Annotated in this window: 19 protein-coding genes; 6 read left to right on the top strand and 13 right to left on the bottom strand. The window is 71.7% G+C overall.

Going from position 1 to position 18,934, the window contains the following annotated elements; translation table 11 throughout:
- The 3 genes from AB0K43_RS26930 to AB0K43_RS26920 all read right to left on the bottom strand — a co-directional run bounded on the left by AB0K43_RS26930 (nucleotide 1) and on the right by AB0K43_RS26920 (nucleotide 2,544).
- The gene (locus tag AB0K43_RS26930) at nucleotides 1–1,278 is read right to left on the bottom strand and encodes a hypothetical protein (RefSeq protein WP_363644144.1); all 1,278 of its coding nucleotides are present in this window, start codon (nucleotides 1,276–1,278) and stop codon (nucleotides 1–3) included.
- Nucleotides 1,268–2,089: a hypothetical protein gene (locus tag AB0K43_RS26925; RefSeq protein WP_363644142.1), complete on the bottom strand. Its 822-nt coding sequence runs from the start codon at nucleotides 2,087–2,089 to the stop codon at nucleotides 1,268–1,270. The genes AB0K43_RS26930 and AB0K43_RS26925 overlap by 11 nt, the downstream gene beginning before the upstream one ends.
- A 104-nt stretch (nucleotides 2,090–2,193) precedes the next feature.
- Nucleotides 2,194–2,544, bottom strand: a complete 351-nt coding sequence (locus AB0K43_RS26920) for a hypothetical protein (RefSeq protein WP_350637454.1) — start codon at nucleotides 2,542–2,544, stop codon at nucleotides 2,194–2,196.
- A 249-nt stretch (nucleotides 2,545–2,793) separates the two neighbouring features.
- Here AB0K43_RS26920 and AB0K43_RS26915 point away from each other — a divergent pair, with 249 nt between their 5' ends.
- Together AB0K43_RS26915 and AB0K43_RS26910 are read left to right on the top strand one after the other, a co-directional pair.
- Nucleotides 2,794–3,990 carry a bifunctional lytic transglycosylase/C40 family peptidase gene (locus tag AB0K43_RS26915; RefSeq protein ID WP_363644139.1) on the top strand — a complete coding sequence of 399 codons (1,197 nt, stop codon included), beginning with the start codon at nucleotides 2,794–2,796 and terminating at the stop codon, nucleotides 3,988–3,990.
- A 146-nt stretch (nucleotides 3,991–4,136) separates the two neighbouring features.
- Entirely contained in the window at nucleotides 4,137–4,865 is a 729-nt protein-coding gene (locus tag AB0K43_RS26910; protein WP_363644137.1) for a phosphatase PAP2 family protein, read from the top strand.
- A 12-nt stretch (nucleotides 4,866–4,877) separates the two neighbouring features.
- Here AB0K43_RS26910 and AB0K43_RS26905 read toward each other — a convergent pair whose 3' ends face one another.
- The gene (locus AB0K43_RS26905) at nucleotides 4,878–5,084 is read right to left on the bottom strand and encodes a hypothetical protein (RefSeq protein WP_363644134.1); all 207 of its coding nucleotides are present in this window, start codon (nucleotides 5,082–5,084) and stop codon (nucleotides 4,878–4,880) included.
- A 159-nt stretch (nucleotides 5,085–5,243) separates the two neighbouring features.
- On the opposite strand from AB0K43_RS26905, the gene AB0K43_RS26900 reads away from it, so the two are divergent.
- Nucleotides 5,244–6,110: a hypothetical protein gene (locus tag AB0K43_RS26900; protein ID WP_363644132.1), complete on the top strand. Its 867-nt coding sequence runs from the start codon at nucleotides 5,244–5,246 to the stop codon at nucleotides 6,108–6,110.
- A 126-nt stretch (nucleotides 6,111–6,236) separates the two neighbouring features.
- Entirely contained in the window at nucleotides 6,237–6,434 is a 198-nt protein-coding gene (locus tag AB0K43_RS26895) for a hypothetical protein (protein WP_363644130.1), read from the top strand.
- A gap of 31 nt (nucleotides 6,435–6,465) precedes the next feature.
- Here AB0K43_RS26895 and AB0K43_RS26890 read toward each other — a convergent pair whose 3' ends face one another.
- The gene (locus AB0K43_RS26890) at nucleotides 6,466–6,897 is read right to left on the bottom strand and encodes a metal-sensitive transcriptional regulator (protein ID WP_363644128.1); all 432 of its coding nucleotides are present in this window, start codon (nucleotides 6,895–6,897) and stop codon (nucleotides 6,466–6,468) included.
- 235 nt (nucleotides 6,898–7,132) lie between these two features.
- Between AB0K43_RS26890 and AB0K43_RS26885 the strand changes: the two genes are divergently transcribed.
- A complete protein-coding gene (locus AB0K43_RS26885; RefSeq protein ID WP_350637459.1) occupies nucleotides 7,133–7,753 on the top strand; it encodes a DUF47 family protein in 621 nt (206 codons plus the stop codon).
- A gap of 5 nt (nucleotides 7,754–7,758) precedes the next feature.
- On the top strand, nucleotides 7,759–8,754 hold the full coding sequence (locus AB0K43_RS26880) for an inorganic phosphate transporter (protein ID WP_363644126.1): 996 nt from the start codon (nucleotides 7,759–7,761) through the stop codon (nucleotides 8,752–8,754).
- Between the two features lie 169 nt (nucleotides 8,755–8,923).
- On the opposite strand, the gene pstB is transcribed toward AB0K43_RS26880, so the two are convergent.
- The 8 genes from pstB to mshD all read right to left on the bottom strand — a co-directional run bounded on the left by pstB (nucleotide 8,924) and on the right by mshD (nucleotide 18,755).
- Nucleotides 8,924–9,700: a phosphate ABC transporter ATP-binding protein PstB gene (gene pstB / locus AB0K43_RS26875; RefSeq protein ID WP_363644124.1), complete on the bottom strand. Its 777-nt coding sequence runs from the start codon at nucleotides 9,698–9,700 to the stop codon at nucleotides 8,924–8,926.
- 41 nt (nucleotides 9,701–9,741) lie between these two features.
- Nucleotides 9,742–10,812, bottom strand: coding sequence for a phosphate ABC transporter permease PstA (gene pstA, locus AB0K43_RS26870; protein ID WP_363644122.1), 1,071 nt, complete (start codon nucleotides 10,810–10,812; stop codon nucleotides 9,742–9,744).
- On the bottom strand, nucleotides 10,809–11,792 hold the full coding sequence (pstC, locus tag AB0K43_RS26865; RefSeq protein WP_363644120.1) for a phosphate ABC transporter permease subunit PstC: 984 nt from the start codon (nucleotides 11,790–11,792) through the stop codon (nucleotides 10,809–10,811). Before pstC ends, pstA begins: the two co-directional genes overlap by 4 nt.
- A 164-nt stretch (nucleotides 11,793–11,956) precedes the next feature.
- Nucleotides 11,957–13,090, bottom strand: coding sequence for a phosphate ABC transporter substrate-binding protein PstS (gene pstS, locus AB0K43_RS26860; protein WP_363644118.1), 1,134 nt, complete (start codon nucleotides 13,088–13,090; stop codon nucleotides 11,957–11,959).
- A 261-nt stretch (nucleotides 13,091–13,351) separates the two neighbouring features.
- Nucleotides 13,352–13,885: an NUDIX hydrolase gene (locus tag AB0K43_RS26855; protein WP_363644116.1), complete on the bottom strand. Its 534-nt coding sequence runs from the start codon at nucleotides 13,883–13,885 to the stop codon at nucleotides 13,352–13,354.
- Entirely contained in the window at nucleotides 13,886–14,947 is a 1,062-nt protein-coding gene (locus AB0K43_RS26850) for a CHAD domain-containing protein (RefSeq protein WP_363644114.1), read from the bottom strand. It abuts the gene before it with no gap.
- Between the two features lie 94 nt (nucleotides 14,948–15,041).
- Nucleotides 15,042–17,549, bottom strand: a complete 2,508-nt coding sequence (locus tag AB0K43_RS26845) for an RNA degradosome polyphosphate kinase (protein WP_363644112.1) — start codon at nucleotides 17,547–17,549, stop codon at nucleotides 15,042–15,044.
- Nucleotides 17,550–17,780: 231 nt separating this feature from the next.
- Nucleotides 17,781–18,755 (bottom strand): mycothiol synthase, encoded by a 975-nt coding sequence (gene mshD, locus AB0K43_RS26840; protein WP_363644110.1) that lies wholly within the window; start codon nucleotides 18,753–18,755, stop codon nucleotides 17,781–17,783.
- Nucleotides 18,756–18,934: the final 179 nt, after the last annotated feature.

Here is an 18,934-nt window from a genome sequence, read left to right as displayed (position 1 = left end):
TCACCCTCCCTTCGCTGAGTTGCTGTCACGGTTCAGGGGCGGACCCTGCGGCGGCGGTGCGGCCGCGGGGGTGCGGCCGGCGTGCGCGGCGATCCCGGGGGCGACCGAGCCGCCGCCGCTGCCGCCGCCCGCCGAGGCGTTGGCGGTCTGCGGGCCGCCGCGCGAGCCGTGGGTGGAGATGCCCTGCTTCACCAGGTTGGCCGGACCGCTGATCATCGCGGAGCCGGCCGAGACCGCGCTGGCACGGGCCTGGCGGAGCTGGAGCATCTCGTCGCCGAGGCCCGGCACGAAGCGGTAGACGGCGGCGCTGGCGAAGATCGACAGGAACAGGATGGCCAGGCCGGACAGCACCCGGGCGAAGTCGTCGTCGGCCCCGGCGCCGGTGGCGACCGCGCCGGCCAGCCCGAGGATGATCACGACGATCGGCTTGGCCAGGTCGACCGCCAGCATCAGCCCGGCCCAGCGGCGGACGTGCTTCCACAGCTGCTTGTCCACCAGCCCGGCGTACACGGCGGTGCCCAGCAGCGCCCCGACGTAGAGCATCGCGGCCCGCACCAGCAGCTCGATCCAGAGCACGGCGGCGGCCAGCACCGCCACCAGCGAGACGATGATCAGGATCAGCGGACCACCCCCGATCGTGCCCTTCTCCAGGGTGTCGGCGAAGCCGCCCAGATAGGTGCCGGTGTCGGACTTGGTGCCGGCCGCGATCGCGGTGGTCAGCCCGTCGGTCACGCTGACCAGGGTGAACAGGATCAGCGGGGTGAAGGCGGAGGCCACCACGGTCAGCCACAGGAAGCCGATCGCCTCCGCGAAGGCCTGGCCGAGCGGGGCGCCGCGGACCGCCCGCTTGGTGACCGCGAGCAGCCAGAGCACCAGGGTGATGATGGTGGACCCGGCGAAGACCACCGCGTACTGCTGCAGGAAGGCGGCGTTGGTGAAGTCGACCTGGGTGGTGCCGTCGATCGCGCCGGACAGCTTGCGGACCACCCAGGCCGCGGCCTGGGCGCACCCCTTGGCCAGCGAGCCGAGCGGGTCGGTGACGCTGGCCACGCTGCCGCTGCCGGGCACCACGGTGGCCCCGGGCGGGGCGCAGAGCTGGTCCGCCCCGAGCACGGTGGCCTCCTGGCCGGCGCACTTGGAGCCCGAGGGGCTGGGCGAGGGGGTCGGGTCGGCGAAGACCTGCTGGGCCGTCACCAGGGCCGCGAGCTGGAGGGCCGCCATCGCGCCACCGAGGGTGGCCGCGCGGGGCAGCAGGCGCAGTGGGCCGTCAGCGGGCATAGCGGAAGCCTCCGAACTGCCTGACGGCGTTGGTGATGTCCTCGGCGGTGGCCGCCTGCTGGTCGCCGGGCACGGGCGCGGGGCCGGAGGCGCGGGAGAAGTCGGTGACCTTCCAGTCGCTGCCGGTCCAGCGCATGGTGACGGTCAGCGTGTACCAGTCCTGCGAGACCGGCTTGGTCGAGCTCTCGCCGGCCAGGCCGTACAGGCCGGTGCACCAGACCTCGACCTTGGTCGCGGTGTCGGCCGAGTTGGTGGTCCGGGTGCCGACCGGCACGCTGCGGCTGACGAAGGTCAGGCCCTTGGGCGCCTTGCCCTGGGCGTCCAGGCCGAAGCCGGTGACGGTCTCCGGGCCGAAGGCCTTGTCCAGCCGCTCCTGGAGCTGCGGGGTGACGCTCGGGTCGGCGACGGTGGCGACCAGGGGGTGCCGGGTCTCGGCGCGGAACATCTCGGCCGAACCGAGGGCGACCGCGTAGTTGGCCGCGGCGGACTGCGCGCCCTGGTCGGTGTGCGGGAAGCCGTTGGCGACCCCGCCGGCGGTGGTGGTGACCGGCTGCTGGCCGGTGGCCGCGGTCTGCGCCGGGGCCGGGGATCCGCCGGCGGCGGCGGCCCCGTCGGCCGAGGCCGAGGAGCCGCCCGGGTCGGGCTTGCCGCGGTTGGCGATGGAGATCGCCAGCACCAGGAGGGTGACCACCACCAGGACGGCCAGCAGCGTCCGCAGTGGCCGGGGCTGACGGCCGGTCACCTGGTAGGAGGACTGTTCGGCGACCGGTAGCCGCGTACGGGTGTGCGGCTGGTCGTCGGACAACGGCACGGCGGCCCTCCTGGTGCGGGGAGCCCTGGCGGGGCTCCGGTGGTGGAACACGACGGACCCAGCAGACGCGGTAGGACCGGCCCGCCGGGACGACTATCTGACCGTCAGATGGCCATGCCGTAGACAATGGTGAACAGGGTGCCCAGGGAACCGATGATGAACACGCCGGTCAGACCCGCGATGATCAGCCCCTTGCCCTGTTCGGCGCTGAAGGTGTCCCTCATCGCGGTGGCACCGATCCGCTGCTTGGCCGCACCCCAGACCGCCAGGCCCAGACAGGCCAGGATGGCGACGGCCATGACGACCTCCACCATCACCCGGGCCTCGGAGCCCAGGCTGGCGAACGGGCCCCAGTCGGGCGCGATCCCACCGATGATGGTGTCGATATTGGCTTTCTTCGGCGGATCCTCCGCCAGGTACCCGATCACCTTGCTGTCCACGCTGCTCAGGTTCATTTCCATCTCACCGCCCGATCAGGCAAATTCAAGGCCCCGAACCATGGTCGAGCGAAGGGGCCGGTCCTATTCTTGGCCAGATCTGATGTCGACTTGGCTACTTCTCGCGGATTGGTCGTGCGGCACGGGTCACGTACGACAGGATGTCCACCGTACGAAGGATACGGCTCACTCTATGTGTTCGCGATGATTGCGCTGAGCAACGCCTTCCGGGACACTACTGACTGACGCTTCGTCGGGATGGTGCTGATGGTACTCCGCAAGGCAGGCGCTGCCGCCGCCGCTGCGGCAGTTGTGACGGTCGGATTCGTCGGTCTGGTCAGTGTCGGGACGTTCGCCGCGAGCGGCGCCTCCCAACCGGCCGGAAACAACCTCGCGCTCTCCAGCGGCACGGTGCCCGCCGCCTACCAGCCGCTGATCCAGAAATGGGGCACCCTGTGCCCCGAGATCTCCCCCCCGATGCTCGCCGCGCAGCTCTACCAGGAGAGCGGTTTCGACCCGTCGGCCCGCAGCCCCGCCAAGGCCTACGGGATGGCCCAGTTCCTGGAGGGCACCTGGGCCTCCTACGGCACCGACGGGAACAACGACGGCAAGCGGGACATCTGGGACCCTTCCGACGCCATCGCCTCCGCGGCCACCTACGACTGCGCGCTGGCCCGGGACGTCGCCAACGTGCCCGGCGACCGCCAGGCCAACATGCTCGCCGCCTACAACGCCGGCCCGTACGCGGTGATAAGGGCCGGCGGCATCCCCGGGTACCAGGAGACCCAGGGCTACGTCCGCAGCATCCAGTCGCTGGCCCGCAGCTTCACCGCGCCCGCGACCGGCGGCACGGTCAGCCTCTCCCGACAGGCGGCCGGGGCGATCTACTACGCCCAGACCAAGCTCGGCACCCCCTATCTCTGGGGCGGCGAGGGTCTGCCCTCGCAGAACGGCCGATTCGACTGCTCCGGCCTCACCCAGGCCGCGTTCGAGAGCGTGGGCATCAAGCTCCCCCGGGTCGCCAACGACCAGTGGTACGCCGGCGAGCACCCCTCCCGGAGCGAACTGCGCCCCGGCGACCTGGTGTTCTTCGCCAACGACCGGAGCGACCCGCGCTCGATCCACCACGTCGGGATCTACGTGGGCGGCGGCTACATGATCGACGCCCCGCACACCGGCGCGGTGATCCGCTACGACACCATCGACCAGCGGGACTACATCGGCGCGACCCGGGTCACCCAGGACGGCGCCGAGGCGCTGCCGGTCCGCGGCGCGGACGGCAGCATCACCGGTGGCGGCGGCCCCAGCGGCGGCAACCAGGCCACCCCGAGCCCGAGCCCGACCGGCCCGAACCCCGCCGCCGCGGCCGCGGGCCGCCCGGCGCCCACCGGCCCGGCACCGGCCGGCGCCGCATCCACCGGCGCGGGTGCCACCGCCTCCGGCCGCCCACCGACCGGGACCTGACCCGGCGAATCCCGCTCGTGTGCGCGTCAAGTGGACGGTGTGTCAAGTTTCCATAACAGCGGGTCGGACCGGAAACCTGGCAACCGCTTCCGGCGTTCTTGCACGGTGGACCGGGAGTCCACCGTGACGAGAGAGGGAGGTGTGGCGTGTCGACGCTGCTCGCCGACACGGGCAACCCCGACCTCGACCTGTTGCGCGTGATCAACGGCCTGTCCTGGTCAGCCCCCGGCTGGCTGGACGGCCTGGTCTCCTGGGTCGGCGAGTACGGGATCCTGCTCGGCCTCGCCGCCGTCTGCCTGACCGCCTGGCTCCGCGCCCGCAAGGCGCCGGACGCGCCGGTCGCCGTCGCCGGGCTGCTCTGGGCCCCGATCGCGGTCGCCCTGGCCGAGCTGGCCAACCTGCCGATCTCCGCCATCGTCGACCGGCCCAGACCTTTCGTCGACCACCCCGAGCTCAACGTCCTGGTCGAGGGCAAGGAGGGCACGCTCTCCTTCGTCAGCGACCACTCCGCGATGTCCATGGGCATCGCGGTGGCCGTGCTGCTGGTCAACCGCCGGCTCGGGCTGGTCGCCGGGCTGCTCGCGCTGCTCCAGGGCTTCTGCCGGATGTACATGGGCGTGCACTACCCGACCGACGTGATCGGCGGGTACGCGCTGGCCACCGCCGTGGTGCTGCTGCTGGCCCCGATCGCGATGGCGGTGCTGGTCCCGCTCTGCCACGCGCTGACCAGGACGGCCGCGGCGCCGCTGATCGTGGCCCGGTCGCGTCGGGCCGCGCCCTCCGGCCGCCGCCGCCGGCGGCGTGGCGGCGCCCGCAGGCCCGGCCCGACGGTCGGCGCCGAGCCCGGTCCCCAGGAGCGCGACCTCGCGGCCTGAGGCCCCGAGGCGCTAGCCCGCGCGCTCCCCCCGGTGCTCGCCGCGGTGCTCCGCCTGGTGCTCCGCGGCGTCCCGCCTGGCCCGGTCCCTCGATCTGCGCGCCGGGGCGAACCAGCCGCAGCTGCAGCCGGCGAAGGCGAACGAGCCGCGCTCGTCCACCGATACGCGATGGTCCGACGTGGGTACCGCACCGGGCTCGACCGGTCGCTCGCTGTACACCTGCCTCACGGTAGCCCGTGCCGCACCCGGCGCGCGACGAGGTACCCGCGCCCCCAATTGCGTAACCCCTGAGCCGCCGGCTCGTTTGACGGTGAAGAGCTCTGCCCACCCGGGGTGGTGGCTTGCCGGGCACCCGCGCCCGAGGGGGTTGTGTCGACAGTGAAGAAGCCGATCAAGAGCCGCCGGACCGTGCAGCCCGTCCGGTCCGCCGCCGCGGTGGCGGTGCTGGCCGCCGCGCTGAGCGCCTGCGGCGCCGCCGGCCACCCGCGGAGCAGCTCCGCGGACCAGCTCTCCGCCGATCCGCTGACCGCCGTCCGCAGCGCCGCCGACATCACCGGCCGCACCGGCTCCGTGCACGCCACCACCCAGTTGACCACCGAGTCCGCGGACAAGAAGGCCGCCTTCACCGGCACCGGCGGGTACGACTACGTGAAGCGGATCGGCCGGCTGGAGATCACCGTGCCGCCCGGGGCGGCGACCACCGGCACCATCCAGGAGATCGTCCTGCCCGGCACGGTCTACCTGCAGAACACCGGCGCCAAGATCCCGGCCGGCAAGTGGGTCAAGCTGGACGTCCGCCAGCTGCCGGACGGCAACCTGGTCAGCAGCGGGGCCACCGATCCGGCCGGCGCGGCCGGCGCGCTGCGCGGCGTGCAGAGTGCCGAGCTGGTCGGCACCGAGACCGTCGGCGGGGTCGAGCTCAAGCACTACAAGGGCTCCCTCGACCTGGCGAAGGCCGCCGAGGCCACCGGCGGCCGCGGGGCGGACTCGCTGCGGATGGGCGCCCAGACCTTCACCACCAAGGACGTCCCGTACGAGGCCTGGCTGGACGCCCAGGGGCGGCTGCACAAGGTGATCGAGACCTTCAACTTCACCGGGGTGGCCGGGTCCAAGGCCCCGAAGGACCAGGTCAAGGTGGTCTCCACGGTCTCGCTCGGCGACTTCGGCAAGCCGGTGGAGGCGGCCGAGCCCGCCGCGGGCGAGATCTACTCGGTGCAGTCCTCCGAGTCACCCTCCGCGAAGTAGCGGCGGGTCCCACCCGTTTCGGCGGCAGAGATGACCCGTCCGTGCCATGTGGCCGGGCGCCGTCCTGCCTACGCTGGACAGCCGGGGCTGCCGTCCGGACCGGCAGGTGGCGCTGAAGGGGTGGTGGTGCAGGTGGCGTCCGCGGACGGCCGGGCAGGCGGCCACGACAAGACGGCGCTCGACGAGATCGAGCTCGCCGGTGAACTGATGATCGCCGCGTCCACCAGCGCGGCGGAGCGGCTGGCCACCGAGCAGATCGACGAGGTGCTGCTCGACCGGACCGACCAGGTCCCCGACCAGCGCTCGCCGAAGCCCGGCGGCTGACCGGGCCTCAGCGGCCCGGCCCCGGGGGGGCTCAGGAGCGCAGCAGCCGGGCGACCGCCGCAGTGGCCTCCGCCACCTTGGCGTCCAGCTCCGCCCCGCCCTCCTCGGCCGCGGCGGCCACGCAGTGCCGCAGGTGCTCCTCCAGCAGCGCCAGCGCGAAGGACTGCAGCGCCTTCGTCCCGGCCGACACCTGGGTCAGGATGTCGATGCAGTAGACGTCCTCGTCCACCATCCGCTGCAGACCCCGGATCTGGCCCTCGATCCGGCGCAGCCGCTTGAGGTGCTCGCTCTTCTGGGAGCTGTAGCCGTGCGGGCCGTGCCCACCCCGGCCCGGCTCCGCGCCGTGCTGCTCGGCGCCGTGCTGCTCGGCGACCGGCGCACCGGCCTCGCCACCGCCACCGGTACCGCGCCCGCCGTCGCCGTGCGCCGGTACGTCCTCGGTGCGCGTCGGGATCGTGGTCATCCGGCTCGCCTTCCGTCCTTGCTGCTCGCCTGTGCCTGAACCCCCAGTGTCCAACACCCGGGGCCGGTACGGTGTTCCGCCGGACGGGCGGGCGACCGACGGGCAACCGTGCAGACCCGGAGCAAACCGGCCGAGTTTGGGCCACACTGATGGCTCACGTCAACCCCCGTTTGCACAGTTCGGACGGCTTGCGCCTAGCATCGTTCAGTCCCGCCCCCGCACATCGGAGATATCCGTGCGTTTTAGCCTGACCCCGAAGGAGACGAGCTTCTACGACATGTTCGCCGCTGCCGCGGAGAACCTCGTCGTCGGTTCGAAGCTCCTGCTGGAACTGCTGGGAGCAGACGTGTCGGCCCGCGCGGACATCGTCGAGCGCATGCGCGCCGCCGAGCACGCCGGTGACGACACCACCCACGCGGTGTTCCACCAGCTGAACTCCTCGTTCATCACGCCGTTCGACCGTGAGGACATCTACAGCCTGGCGTCCTCGCTGGACGACATCATGGACTTCATGGAGGAGGCGGTCGACCTGGTCGTGCTCTACGACATCGAGACCCTCCCCAAGGGCGTCGAGCAGCAGATCGAGGTGCTGGCGCGGGCGGCCGAGCTGACCGCGGAGGCGATGCCGCACCTGCGCTCGATGGAGAACCTCACCGAGTACTGGATCGAGGTCAACCGGCTGGAGAACCAGGCGGACCAGATCCACCGCAAGCTGCTCGCCCACCTCTTCAGCGGCCAGTACGACGCGATCGAGGTGCTCAAGCTGAAGCAGGTCGTGGACGTCCTCGAGGAGGCCGCCGACGCGTTCGAGCACGTCGCCAACACGGTGGAGACCATCGCGGTCAAGGAGTCCTGACCAGCGTGGACACGGCAGCACTCATCGCCGTCCTCGGCGTGGCGTTCTTCTTCACCTACACCAACGGCTTCCACGACTCCGCGAACGCGATCGCGACCTCGGTCTCCACCCGGGCGCTGACCCCCAGGGTCGCGCTGGCGATGGCGGCCCTGATGAACCTGGCCGGTGCCTTCCTCGGCAGCGGGGTGGCCAAGACGGTCTCCGAGGGCATCATCGAGACCCCGACCGGCCGCCAGGGCATGGTCATCCTGTTCGCCGCCCTGTTCGGCGCGATCACCTGGAACCTGGTCACCTGGTACTTCGGCCTGCCCTCCTCCTCCTCGCACGCGCTGTTCGGCGGGATGGTCGGCGCGGCCCTGGCCGGCGGCACCGCGGTGATCTGGTCCGGCGTGGTCGACAAGATCATCATCCCGATGTTCGTCTCCCCGGTGGTCGGCCTGATCTTCGGCTTCCTGGTGATGCTGGCGATCCTGTGGATCTTCCGGCGGGCCAACCCGCACAAGGCCAAGCGCAACTTCCGGGTCGCGCAGACCGCCTCGGCCGCCGCCATGGCCCTGGCCCACGGCCTGCAGGACGCCCAGAAGACCATGGGTGTGGTGGTGATGGCGCTGACCATCTCGGGCCACCAGAGTGGCAGCGACATCCCGATCTGGGTCAAGATCTCCTGCGCGACGGCACTCTCGCTCGGCACCTACGCGGGCGGCTGGCGGATCATGCGGACGCTCGGCCGCAAGATCATCGAGCTGGACCCGCCGCAGGGCTTCGCGGCCGAGGCCACCGCCTCGACGATCATGTACATCACCTCGTTCGTCTTCAAGGCGCCGATCTCCACCACGCACGTGATCACTTCGGCGATCATGGGTGTGGGCGCGACCAAGCGGATCCGCGCCGTGCGCTGGGGGGTGGCCAAGAACATCGTGCTCGGCTGGTTCATCACCATGCCGGCCGCCGCGATCGTGGCCGCGGTGATCTACTGGATCGCCGACCTGATCTTCGGCTGACACCGCCGCGGCCACCGCGGCCACCCGGTCGCCACGGCCGCCCGGTCACGCAGCAGGCAGACGGAAGGGCCCGCCCCCACAACTCGGGGGCGGGCCCTTCACATACTCCACGGTGGCACCGCCATGCAGCACCGCGGAGCAGACTGTGCGCTCGCGGCAGCGGGTCGGCCTAGCCGAAGCGGCCGGAGATGTAGTCCTCGGTGGCCTGGACCGAGGGGTTGGAGAAGATCCGCTGGGTGTCGTCCAGCTCGATCAGCTTGCCCGGCTGGCCGACGCCGGCCAGGTTGAAGAAGGCCGTGCGGTCGCTGACGCGGGCCGCCTGCTGCATGTTGTGGGTCACGATGACGATCGTGTACTGCGACTTCAGCTCGCCGATCAGGTCCTCGATCGCGAGGGTGGAGATCGGGTCGAGGGCCGAGCAGGGCTCGTCCATCAGCAGCACCTGCGGCTCGACCGCGATGGCGCGGGCGATGCACAGCCGCTGCTGCTGGCCGCCGGAGAGGCCGGCGCCGGGCTTGTTCAGCCGGTCCTTGACCTCGTTCCACAGGTTGGCGCCCTGGAGGGACTTCTCCACCACGCCGTCCAGCACGGACTTCTTCTTGACGCCCGCGAGCTTCAGACCGGCCACCACGTTGTCGTAGATGGACATGGTCGGGAACGGGTTCGGCCGCTGGAACACCATGCCGACCGAGCGCCGGACGGCGACCGGGTCGACGTTGGAGCCGTACAGGTTCTCGTCGTCGAGCATCACCTTGCCCTCGACCCGGGCGCCGGGGATGACCTCGTGCATCCGGTTGAGGGTGCGCAGGAAGGTGGACTTGCCGCAGCCGGAGGGGCCGATGAAGGCCGTCACCGAGCGGGGCTCGACGGTCATCGAGATGTCCTCGATGGCCTTGGTACCGCCGTAGAACGCGGACAGTCCGCTGACGTCGATGCGCTTCGCCATGATCTTTCGTCTTCTCTCGTCTTCTGGAACGTCAGTCGGTGTCAGTGTCCGGCCTTGGGCGAGCGCCAGCGTGCGATGCCCCGCGCGACGAGGTTGAGCCCCATCACGAAGGCGATCAGCACCAGCGCCGCACCCCAGGCACGGGCGTAGCCGTACTCGTTGTTGACCACGGTGTACTGCTGCCAGATGTAGAGCGGCAGTGACTGCTGCGGGTCGTTGAACGGGTCGTTGTTGATGACGTCGCTGCCGAACACCAGCATGAGGACCGGCGCCGTCTCACCCGTGATGCGGGCGACGGCCAGCATCACACCGGTGGTGATACCGCCGATGGCGGTCGGGATGACGATCCGGACGATGGTCTTCCACTTCGGCACACCAAGTGCGTACGAGGCCTCGCGCAGCTCGTTCGGGACGAGCTTGAGCATCTCCTCGGCGGAGCGGACGACGACGGGAATCATCAGGATCGCGAGGGCGACACTGCCGGAGAAGCCGGAGTAGCCCTGCTTGAGCATGGTCCAGAGCGAGAAGACGAACAGACCGGCGACGATGGACGGGACACCCGTCATCACGTCGACGAAGAAGGTGACCGCCTGGGCCAGCCGGCCCCGGCCGTACTCGACCAGGTAGACGGCGGTCAGCAGACCGATCGGGGCGGCCATCAAGGTGGCCAGGGCGACCTGCTCCAGGGTGCCGATGATGGCGTGGTAGATACCGCCGCCGGCGGTGGTGGAGGCCACCACGCCCTTCATCGAGTGGGTCAGGAAGTCGCCGTTGATGGCGCCGATGCCCTGCTGGACGGTGTAGAAGGTCAGCGCGCCGAGCGGCACGACCGCCAGGATGAAGGCGACCCAGATCACCGAGGTGGCGAACCGGTCCTTGGCCTGGCGGCGGCCCTCGACCTTGACCGCGAGGGCGTAGCTGAGGGCGAGGAACAGGCCGGCCGCGATCAGGCCCCACTGGATGTGGCTGGCGAGGCCCGCGCCGGCGCCGATGGCGCAGCCGAGCGCGATCGAGAGCACCGCCACGCCGATCGGCGCCCACCGGGGCAGCCGGCCGCTGGTCAGGTCCCCGCGCAGCAGCGGGGCCGCGGGTGCAGTGGTCGTGGCGCTCATGCGTTGGCCCCCGAGTACTCCTTGCGGCGCGCGATGATCATCCGGGCGGCGCCGTTCACCAGCAGGGTGATCACGAACAGGACGAGACCGGAGGCCATCAGGGCGTCCCGCCCGAAGGGCTGGGCCTCGTTGAACTTCAGGGCGATGTTCTGCGCGAAGGTGCCGCCGCCCGGGTCCAGCAGGTGCAGCGACAGGGTCGGGCTGCTGGAGAGGACGATGGCGACCGCGATGGTCTCGCCGAGCGCGCGGCCGAGGCCGAGCATCGACGCGGAGATGATGCCCGGGCGGCCGAACGGCAGCACCGCGGTGCGGACCATCTCCCAGCGGGTGGCGCCGAGGGCGAGGGCCGCCTCCTCGTGCATCCGCGGGACCTGACGGAAGACCTCACGGGTGACCGCGGTGATGATCGGCAGAATCATGATCGCCAGCAGGATGCCGACCGTGAACAGGTTGCGCGCGGGGGCGCCGTTCTTGGTCTGGTCGAAGAGGTACGTCCAGCCCAGGTACTCGTTCAGCCAGCTGGTCAGGCCCTCCATGTGGGGGACCAGGAAGAGCACGCCCCACAGGCCGTACACGATGCTCGGGACGGCGGCCAGCAGGTCCACCAGGTAGGCGAACGGCTGGGCGATCCGGCGCGGCGCGTAGTGCGAGATGAAGAGCGCGATGCCCACCGCCACCGGCACCGCGATCAGCATCGCGATCAGCGCGCTGACCAGGGTGCCGAAGGTCAGCACGGCGATGCCGAAGACCGGCTTGACGCCGTCCGGGGCCCACTCGAAGGTGGTGAAGAAGTTGCCCTGGTTCTTGCCGAGGGCCAGGGCGGAGCGGTAGGCCAGGAACCCTGCGATGGCGGCCATGATGACCAGCAGGAGGATGCCCGAACCGCGGGAGAAGTTGAAGAAAACCTTGTCGCCGAAGCGGCTGTCTCGCCTGCTCCGGCCGGCCCTGCCCGCGGTGTCGGCAGGGGCTGATGAAGTCATGATCTTTTACTCCGGTCTGGCGGCGCTGCCCCGTGAGGGACGGCACCAATGGCGGCGGTGCCCCGGACGTGTGTGTCGGTGGATCGGTCGTGCGGTACCCGGTACCCGGTGGGGCGGCCCCGCCCCCTCCTACGAGGGCCGCCCCGCCGGTGGTACCGGGGTGATCAGGCCAGGGTCGGGACGACGGCCTGGACCTTGGCGGACAGCTCCTTCGGCAGCGGCACGTAGCCGGACTGGCCGATGGCCTGCTGGCCGTTGTCGCTGATGGTGTAGGTCAGGAAGGACTTCAGCAGGTCGAGCGAGTCGGCCTTGTTGCCCTTGTCGCAGACGATCTCGTAAGTGACCAGGACGATCGGGTAGGCGCCCTCGTCCTTGGTCGCGTAGTCGAGGGTCAGCGCCAGGTCGCTGCCGGTGCCCGCGATCTTCGCCTTGGCGAAGGTGGTGGCGCCGTTGGCGGCGGTGGCCTCGACCGGCTTGCTGGCGCCGGTGCTGATGGCGGCGCTGTTCAGCTTGTTGGTCTGGGCGAACGAGAGCTCGACGTAGCTGATCGAGTTCTTGACCTGCTTCACCTGGGCCGAGACACCGGCGCTGCCGCTGGCGGACTGGCCGCCCTGGCCCGCCCAGGTCTTGGCGGCCGGGTACTTCCAGTTGCCGCCGCCGGCCTTGGCCAGGTACTTGGTCAGGTTCTCGGTGGTGCCCGCGTCGTCCGAGCGGTGGATCGCCTGGATGTCGGCGGCCGGCAGGTTGACACCCGGGTTCAGGGCGGCGATGGCCGGGTCGTTCCACTTGGTGATCTGCGAGTCGAAGATCTTCGCGGTGGTCGGGCCGTCCAGGACGAGCTTGTCGACACCCTCGACGTTGAAGACGATCGAGATCAGGCCGCCGACCATCGGCAGGTTGACACCCTGGCCGCCGGTGCAGACCGCCTTGGAGGCGTCGACCTCGGCCGGCTTCAGGGCCGAGTCGGAGCCCGCGAAGGCGACCTTGCCCTGGTTGAACTGGGTGATGCCGGCGCCGGAGCCGCCGCCACCGTAGGTGATGGTGGTGCCGGAGCACGCGGAGCCGTAGGCGGCCTTCCACACGTCGACGGCGTTGCCCTGCGCGGTCGAGCCGGCACCGAGCAGCTGGCCGCCCTTGGCGCAGGCGATCGCGGCGGCGGAGGTGGCCGCGCCGGAGGAGGAGCCACCGGCGGGCGCGGTGTTGTCGTCGGTACCGCAGGCGGCGAGCGACAGCGAGCTGACGAGCGCCACGGCACCGATGGCGAGGGCCTTGGAGCGGCCGTTCCGCTGGAGCTTCACAGGGTGTCCCTTTCTGAGGCAGCGCCCGCGTCCGGCCGACCCGTCAGGGAGAACGGCGGCGAGGGTTTTGCTGTGGTCCGGGGCCTGTTCGGCCCTCCGGTAGTCCCGAAGTTAGGCCGGGCAGGTGACACGTCAGGCGGTCGCAAGTGAACGAGAAGTGAACCTCGGAGGGATGACAGGAAACTGCGGCCGGTAGTAACGGTTGCGTCACGGGAAGAGCGCAGCGAGATCACCCCTACCGGAAGTACCGAGCCGACCGGCTCAGAGCCTGCGGACGCCCTTGCCCAGGGACTCCAGCAACGCGTCCACCACCTCCCGGTCCCGCGCGTGGGTCAGCCGCTCCCGCGCCTTGCGCGGCGGCAGCCACTCCAACCGGTCCACCTCACGGTTGGGCGCGAACGCACCACCGGTGGGCACCGCCGCCCAGTACCGGACCTCCTTGGGCCGGCCGCTCGCCCGGTAGTGCTGGGCCGGCAACTCGACCCCGAGCAGGCAGTCGAACCCGGTCTCCTCGCGCACCTCGCGCAGCACCGCGGCCCGCCAGCCCTCGCCCGGCTCCAGCTTGCCCTTCGGCAGGCTCCAGTCGTCGTACTTGGGCCGGTGCACCAGCGCGATCCGCGGCTTCTTGCGCCGCAGCCCGTCCTTCGCTACCGGACCGGGCACCCACAGCACCGCCCCGGCCGCCAGGATCGTGGACCCGGCCGGGCCGCGCCGTGCGGGCGTACCCGCACCGGCCCCGGGGTCGTAGCGGTACTCGGGGGCCGCGCGGCGCGCGGGGGTCAGGCGGTCGCCCATTCATGCCATCCGTGGTGCGGGAACACCCTCCCAGCCGGCCAGGCCCGGCGAGAGGTTCGGCCACCGGTGGCCGAAGGCGTACCTGGCCGCCTCCACCTCCAGTCGTTGATCAGCATGCACCACCCCGAGCACATAGGCCGTCGCCGGGGTGATCCGCGGCGTGCGCGCCGCCGTCGAGGCGGTCACCGCCGCGTCCGCCGCCTCCTGGTGCCGGTCCAGCACCCCGTCCAGCTCGTCCAGCGTCGCCACCGGCCGCCCGCACACCTCCAGCGCGTACCGGGCCCGCTTGACCAGGATCCGCACCCGGTGCCACGGCGCGTCGTCGGCGGCCAGCGCCGCGTCCGCGTCCAGCACCGGCCCGCGCGGCTGCGCTGCGGCGGCCAACCGGTGCAGCCCGTCCCCGCCGTACGGGGTGGCTGCCCGGCTCAGCGGCAGCTGCTCCACATCCGCCACCAGGGCGGACAGCGCACCCGCCGCCTGCACCGGCAGCTCCGCCGCCGGCCGGCCCGCCGCCGGCCCGGCCAGCGGGACGTCACCGACCAGCAGCGTCATCCGGTCCGCCAGCGCGTGCAGCCGGGCCGAGCGCAGCTCCTGCAGCAGCGCGGTGTGCGCCCTGGTCCTGGCCAGCGTCAGCTGCCGCTCCAGCAGCGCCCGCGCCTTCGGCGCCCCCGCGTGCCCGGCCAGCATGCCCGGCCCCTCGGCGGCGGTGTCACCCAGCGAGTCCACGGCCGCCAGCAGCCGGGCCGACCTGCGCCGGTACGCGGGCTCCTGGCCCAGCAGGTTCAGCAGCCACCGCAGCTCGGTCCTGGCCTCCTGGGCCCAGCCCGGCTCGAAGGCGGCGCCGAAGGTGTGCAGCACCCCGCCGATCCGCCGGACCGCCCGCAGCAGGTCGTCCGCCGCCGCCGCCGAGGCCGGCAGCGCACCCGGTCTCGAACCGGCCTCCCCCACCGTGGACGGCAGGGCGCGCAGGAACACGCCCGCCTGTCCGGTGAGGTAGCCGGCAAGGACCTCCCCGACGGTCGCCGCGGCGTGCGCGGTGGCCGTGGTCGGCGCTTCGGTCATGGCACTGCTCTCCCCGAGGTGGTCCCGGGCCCACGCCGTGGCGGTGGACCCGGGGCTGGTGTCCGGCGATTGCGCCGACCCGGCCGCGGCCGGATCAGCGGGTACCCGCCGAACTGCGATGGCGGCGGCGCGACTCGATCAGCAGGTCCTGGATGTGCCGCAGCGGCCGGCCGTCCGCGTCCTGCGAGTGCCGGGCCCAGCTGCCGTCCGCGCCCAGGTGCCAGGACTGCGTCTCGTCCGACATCCCCAGGTCCAGCAGACCGGACAGCTCCGCCCGGTGCGCCGGATCGGCCACCCGGACCAGCGCCTCGATCCGGCGGTCCAGGTTGCGGTGCATCATGTCGGCGCTGCCGAACCACACCTCCTGGTCGCCCCCGTTGCCGAACACGAAGACCCGCGAGTGCTCCAGGAACCGGCCCAGGATGCTGCGCACCCGGATGTTCTCGCTCAACCCGGCCACGCCCGGCCGGATCGCGCAGATCCCGCGCACCCACACGTCCACCGGCACCCCGGCCTGCGAGGCCCGGTACAGCGCGTCGATCAGCTGCTCGTCGACGATCGAGTTGACCTTGAGCTTCACGTACGCCGGGCGCCCGGCCTTGCGGTGCGCGATCTCCCCGTTGATCCGCGAGATCAGCCCGTCCCGCAGGCCCCGCGGCGCGGTCAGCAGCCGGCGGTAGGACTCCCGGCGCGAGTAGCCGGACAGCCGGTTGAACAGGTCCGACAGGTCCGCCCCGACCTGCTGGTCGGCGGTCAGCAGCCCCAGGTCCTCGTACAACCGGGCGGTCTTGGGGTGGTAGTTGCCGGTGCCGACGTGCGAGTACCGGCGGAGCGTGTCGCCCTCCTGCCGGACCACCAGCGACAGCTTGCAGTGCGTCTTCAGACCGATCAGCCCGTAGACCACGTGGCAGCCGGCCTCCTCCAACTTGCGGGCCCACTTGATGTTGGCCTGCTCGTCGAACCGCGCCTTGATCTCGACCAGCACCAGGACCTGCTTGCCGGACTCCGCCGCGTCGGTCAGCGCGTCGACGATCGGCGAGTCACCGGAGGTCCGGTACAGCGTCTGCTTGATCGCCAGCACGTGCGGATCCGCCGCGGCCTGCTCCAGGAAGGCCTGCACGGAGGTGGAGAAGCTGTCGTACGGGTGGTGCAGCAGCACGTCCCGCTCGCGCATCGCGGCGAAGATGTCCGGCTGCGAGGCCGACTCGACGTCGGTCAGCCCGCGGGCCGTCCCCGCCACGAACTTCGGGTACTTCAGCTCCGGCCGGTCCAGGTCGGCGATGCCGAACAGCCCGGTCAGATCCAGCGGACCGGGCAGCGGGAAGACCTCCGCCTCGGTGATGTTCAGCTCCCGGATCAGCAGGTCCAGGATGTACGGGTCGATCGACTCCTCGACCTCCAGGCGCACCGGCGGGCCGAAGCGGCGCCGCATCAGCTCCTTCTCCAGCGCCTTGAGGATGTTCTCGGTGTCGTCCTCCTCCACCTCCAGGTCCTCGTTACGAGTGACCCGGAAGGCGTGGTGGGCGAGCACCTCCATCCCCGGGAAGAGCTCCTCCAGGTGCGCCCCCATCACGTCCTCCAGCGGGACGTACCGCTGCGGCGAGGCCTCCAGGAAGCGCGGCAGCGACTGCGGCACCTTCACCCGGGCGAAGTGCTTGTGCCCGGACACCGGGTTGCGCACCACCACCGCCAGGTTGAGGCTCAGCCCCGATATGTACGGGAACGGGTGCGCCGGGTCCACCGCCAGCGGGGTGAGCACCGGGAAGACCTGCTGGCGGAAGAGCGTGTGCAGCCGGGACTGGTCCTTGTCCACCAGCTCCGACCAGCGGACCAGCTCGATGCCCTCGCCCGCCAGATCCGGCAGCACCTCATGCTGGAAGGTCGCCGCGTGCCGCGCCATCAGCTCGCGCGAACGCCGCCAGATCAGGTCCAGCACCTCGCGCGGCTGCAGCCCGGAGGCCGACCGCTGGGCCACCCCGGTGGCGATCCGGCGCTTCAGCCCGGCCACCCGGACCATGAAGAACTCGTCCAGGTTGGACGCGAAGATCGCCAGGAACTTGGCCCGCTCCAGCAGCGGGATGTTCGGGTCCTCCGCCAGTTCCAGCACCCGCTCGTTGAACGCCAGCCAGCTGCGCTCGCGGTCCAGGAAGCGGCCCTCGGGCAGCTCCTCGGGCCCGTGGTCGGCCGCCGTCGCCGCGGCGGCGTTCGCCCGCTGCTCCGCGACCTCGGGCGCCAGCCCGCGGGTCAGCGCGCTGGACACCGCCGGCGCGCCGGACTGCGGCTCGGCCGCCCGCTCGGCGGGCACCGGCCGGCTGCCCGGGCTCGCCTTGCGGGTGGCGGTCTGCTTGGTGGTCACGGTCCGCGTGGCGGGCGCGGCCGCCGTCCGCTTGGCCGTGCCGCGCTTGGCGGGGGCCGCCTTCTTGGCGGCCGCGGCGCGCTTGACCGTACGGGCCGGGGCCACCGGGGCACCCGACTGATCCGCTCCGGCGGCGGCCGCGGCGACCCCGTCGGCCGCGGGGGAAACCGGGAGGGCACCGGCGCCCGCTCCCTGGGTACGGGCCGAGGACGGCAACGAGGCGGGGACGGGCCGAGGGATGCTCATGGTTTCCAGCTCCTCCTGCAGGGCGAAGTCCTGGCCGTGCGACGCACCGACGGCGTTCGCACGGCCCCCGTCCCGCGGCACCGGCGTCCACCCACCCGCGTCGGCCGGCGGATTACCGACCGATCGGGGAGCGGTACGTGGACGAGGCACATCGGGCGTCATCCTGTGATCTTCGCGGTGTCAATTGAATCCACGGTAAACACCGCATGGCCGGGAGGAAAGCTGAGTCGGTCACCCCTGTACCTCCCTCCGGAGGTGCTGGCCGGTGCCGATCGCCGCCGCCTGGACGCGGTACATCAGGTCCACCTCGTGCACGGTGAACCCCAACCTCTCGTATACCCGCAGAGCGGCGGGATTGTCAGCGTCGACGTACAGCAGCACCGCCGGCACCTTCCGTTCGAGCAGCAGGTGCCGCAGCCCGGCGGCGGTCAGGGCACGGCCGAGCCCGCTTCCCTGCTCGCTCGGGGCCACCCCGACGACGTAGACCTCGCCGAGGCCATCCGGGTGGACCTTGGTCCAGTGGAAGCCGACCGGCGCCCCGTCCCTGGTCGCCAGGAAGAACCCGGCCGGGTCGAACCACGGCTCGGCCACCCGGTCGGCCAGGTCGGCGGCGGTCCAGGCGCCCTGCTCCGGGTGGTGGGCGAAGGCCAGCGCGTTCAGCCGCAGCCACGCCTCGTCGTCCTCGCCCGGCCGGAAGGTCCGCAGACCGATCCCGGCCGGCAGCGGCACCTCCTCGGGTGCCTCCCCGGTCCGCCGCAGCTGGCGGAGCTCGCGCACCAGCTCGGCCCCGTACACCTCGGCGAGCCGGCCGGCCGCCGGATGGCCGCCGTGCGCCCAGAAGTCCACCGAGGCGCCGGGCCCCGCCGTGGCCAGCACCTGGTCGACCAGCCGGTGGCCGAGCCCCCTGCCCCGCAGCGCCGGCACCACCGCCAGCTCGGCGGCCGCCGCGGCCTGACCGGTGCTCTCCAGCTGGCCGTACCCCGCGGCGGCGCCCGCGTACGTCTGAACGAGGTGGCGTACGCCCGGACGGGGGCTGTCCGCCTTGATCCGGAGCCGGCCGGCTTCCGACACGGCCTCCCGCCCGTCCTCCCGGGCGGCGGCCGTCAGCACGGCCCGGGCCACGTCGAGCTGTTCCGGGGTGAGTGAGTCCGTCGCCAGGATCCGGCCCTGGTCGTCTGCGAGTGAGGTGTTCTCAGCGGTCTCCATGCGAGCGACCTTACGCCGCATCAGATCCCGGGCAGTGGTCGGCCGGACGGCCGGGCGGCCAGGCGGAGGGACGCTGTGCGGTCAGGACTGTGGCCGGGAATGCGAAAAGCCCCTCCGGGTGACCCGGAGGGGCTTCTCTGAAAGATTGTTCGGCGGCGTCCTACTCTCCCACAGGGTCC

It is taken from the genome of Kitasatospora sp. NPDC049258 (assembly GCF_040678895.1).
Classification (GTDB): Bacteria; Actinomycetota; Actinomycetes; order Streptomycetales; family Streptomycetaceae; genus Kitasatospora.
Note: the sequence above shows the minus strand (reverse complement) of the source record. Positions and strands in the feature narration are given on the sequence as shown.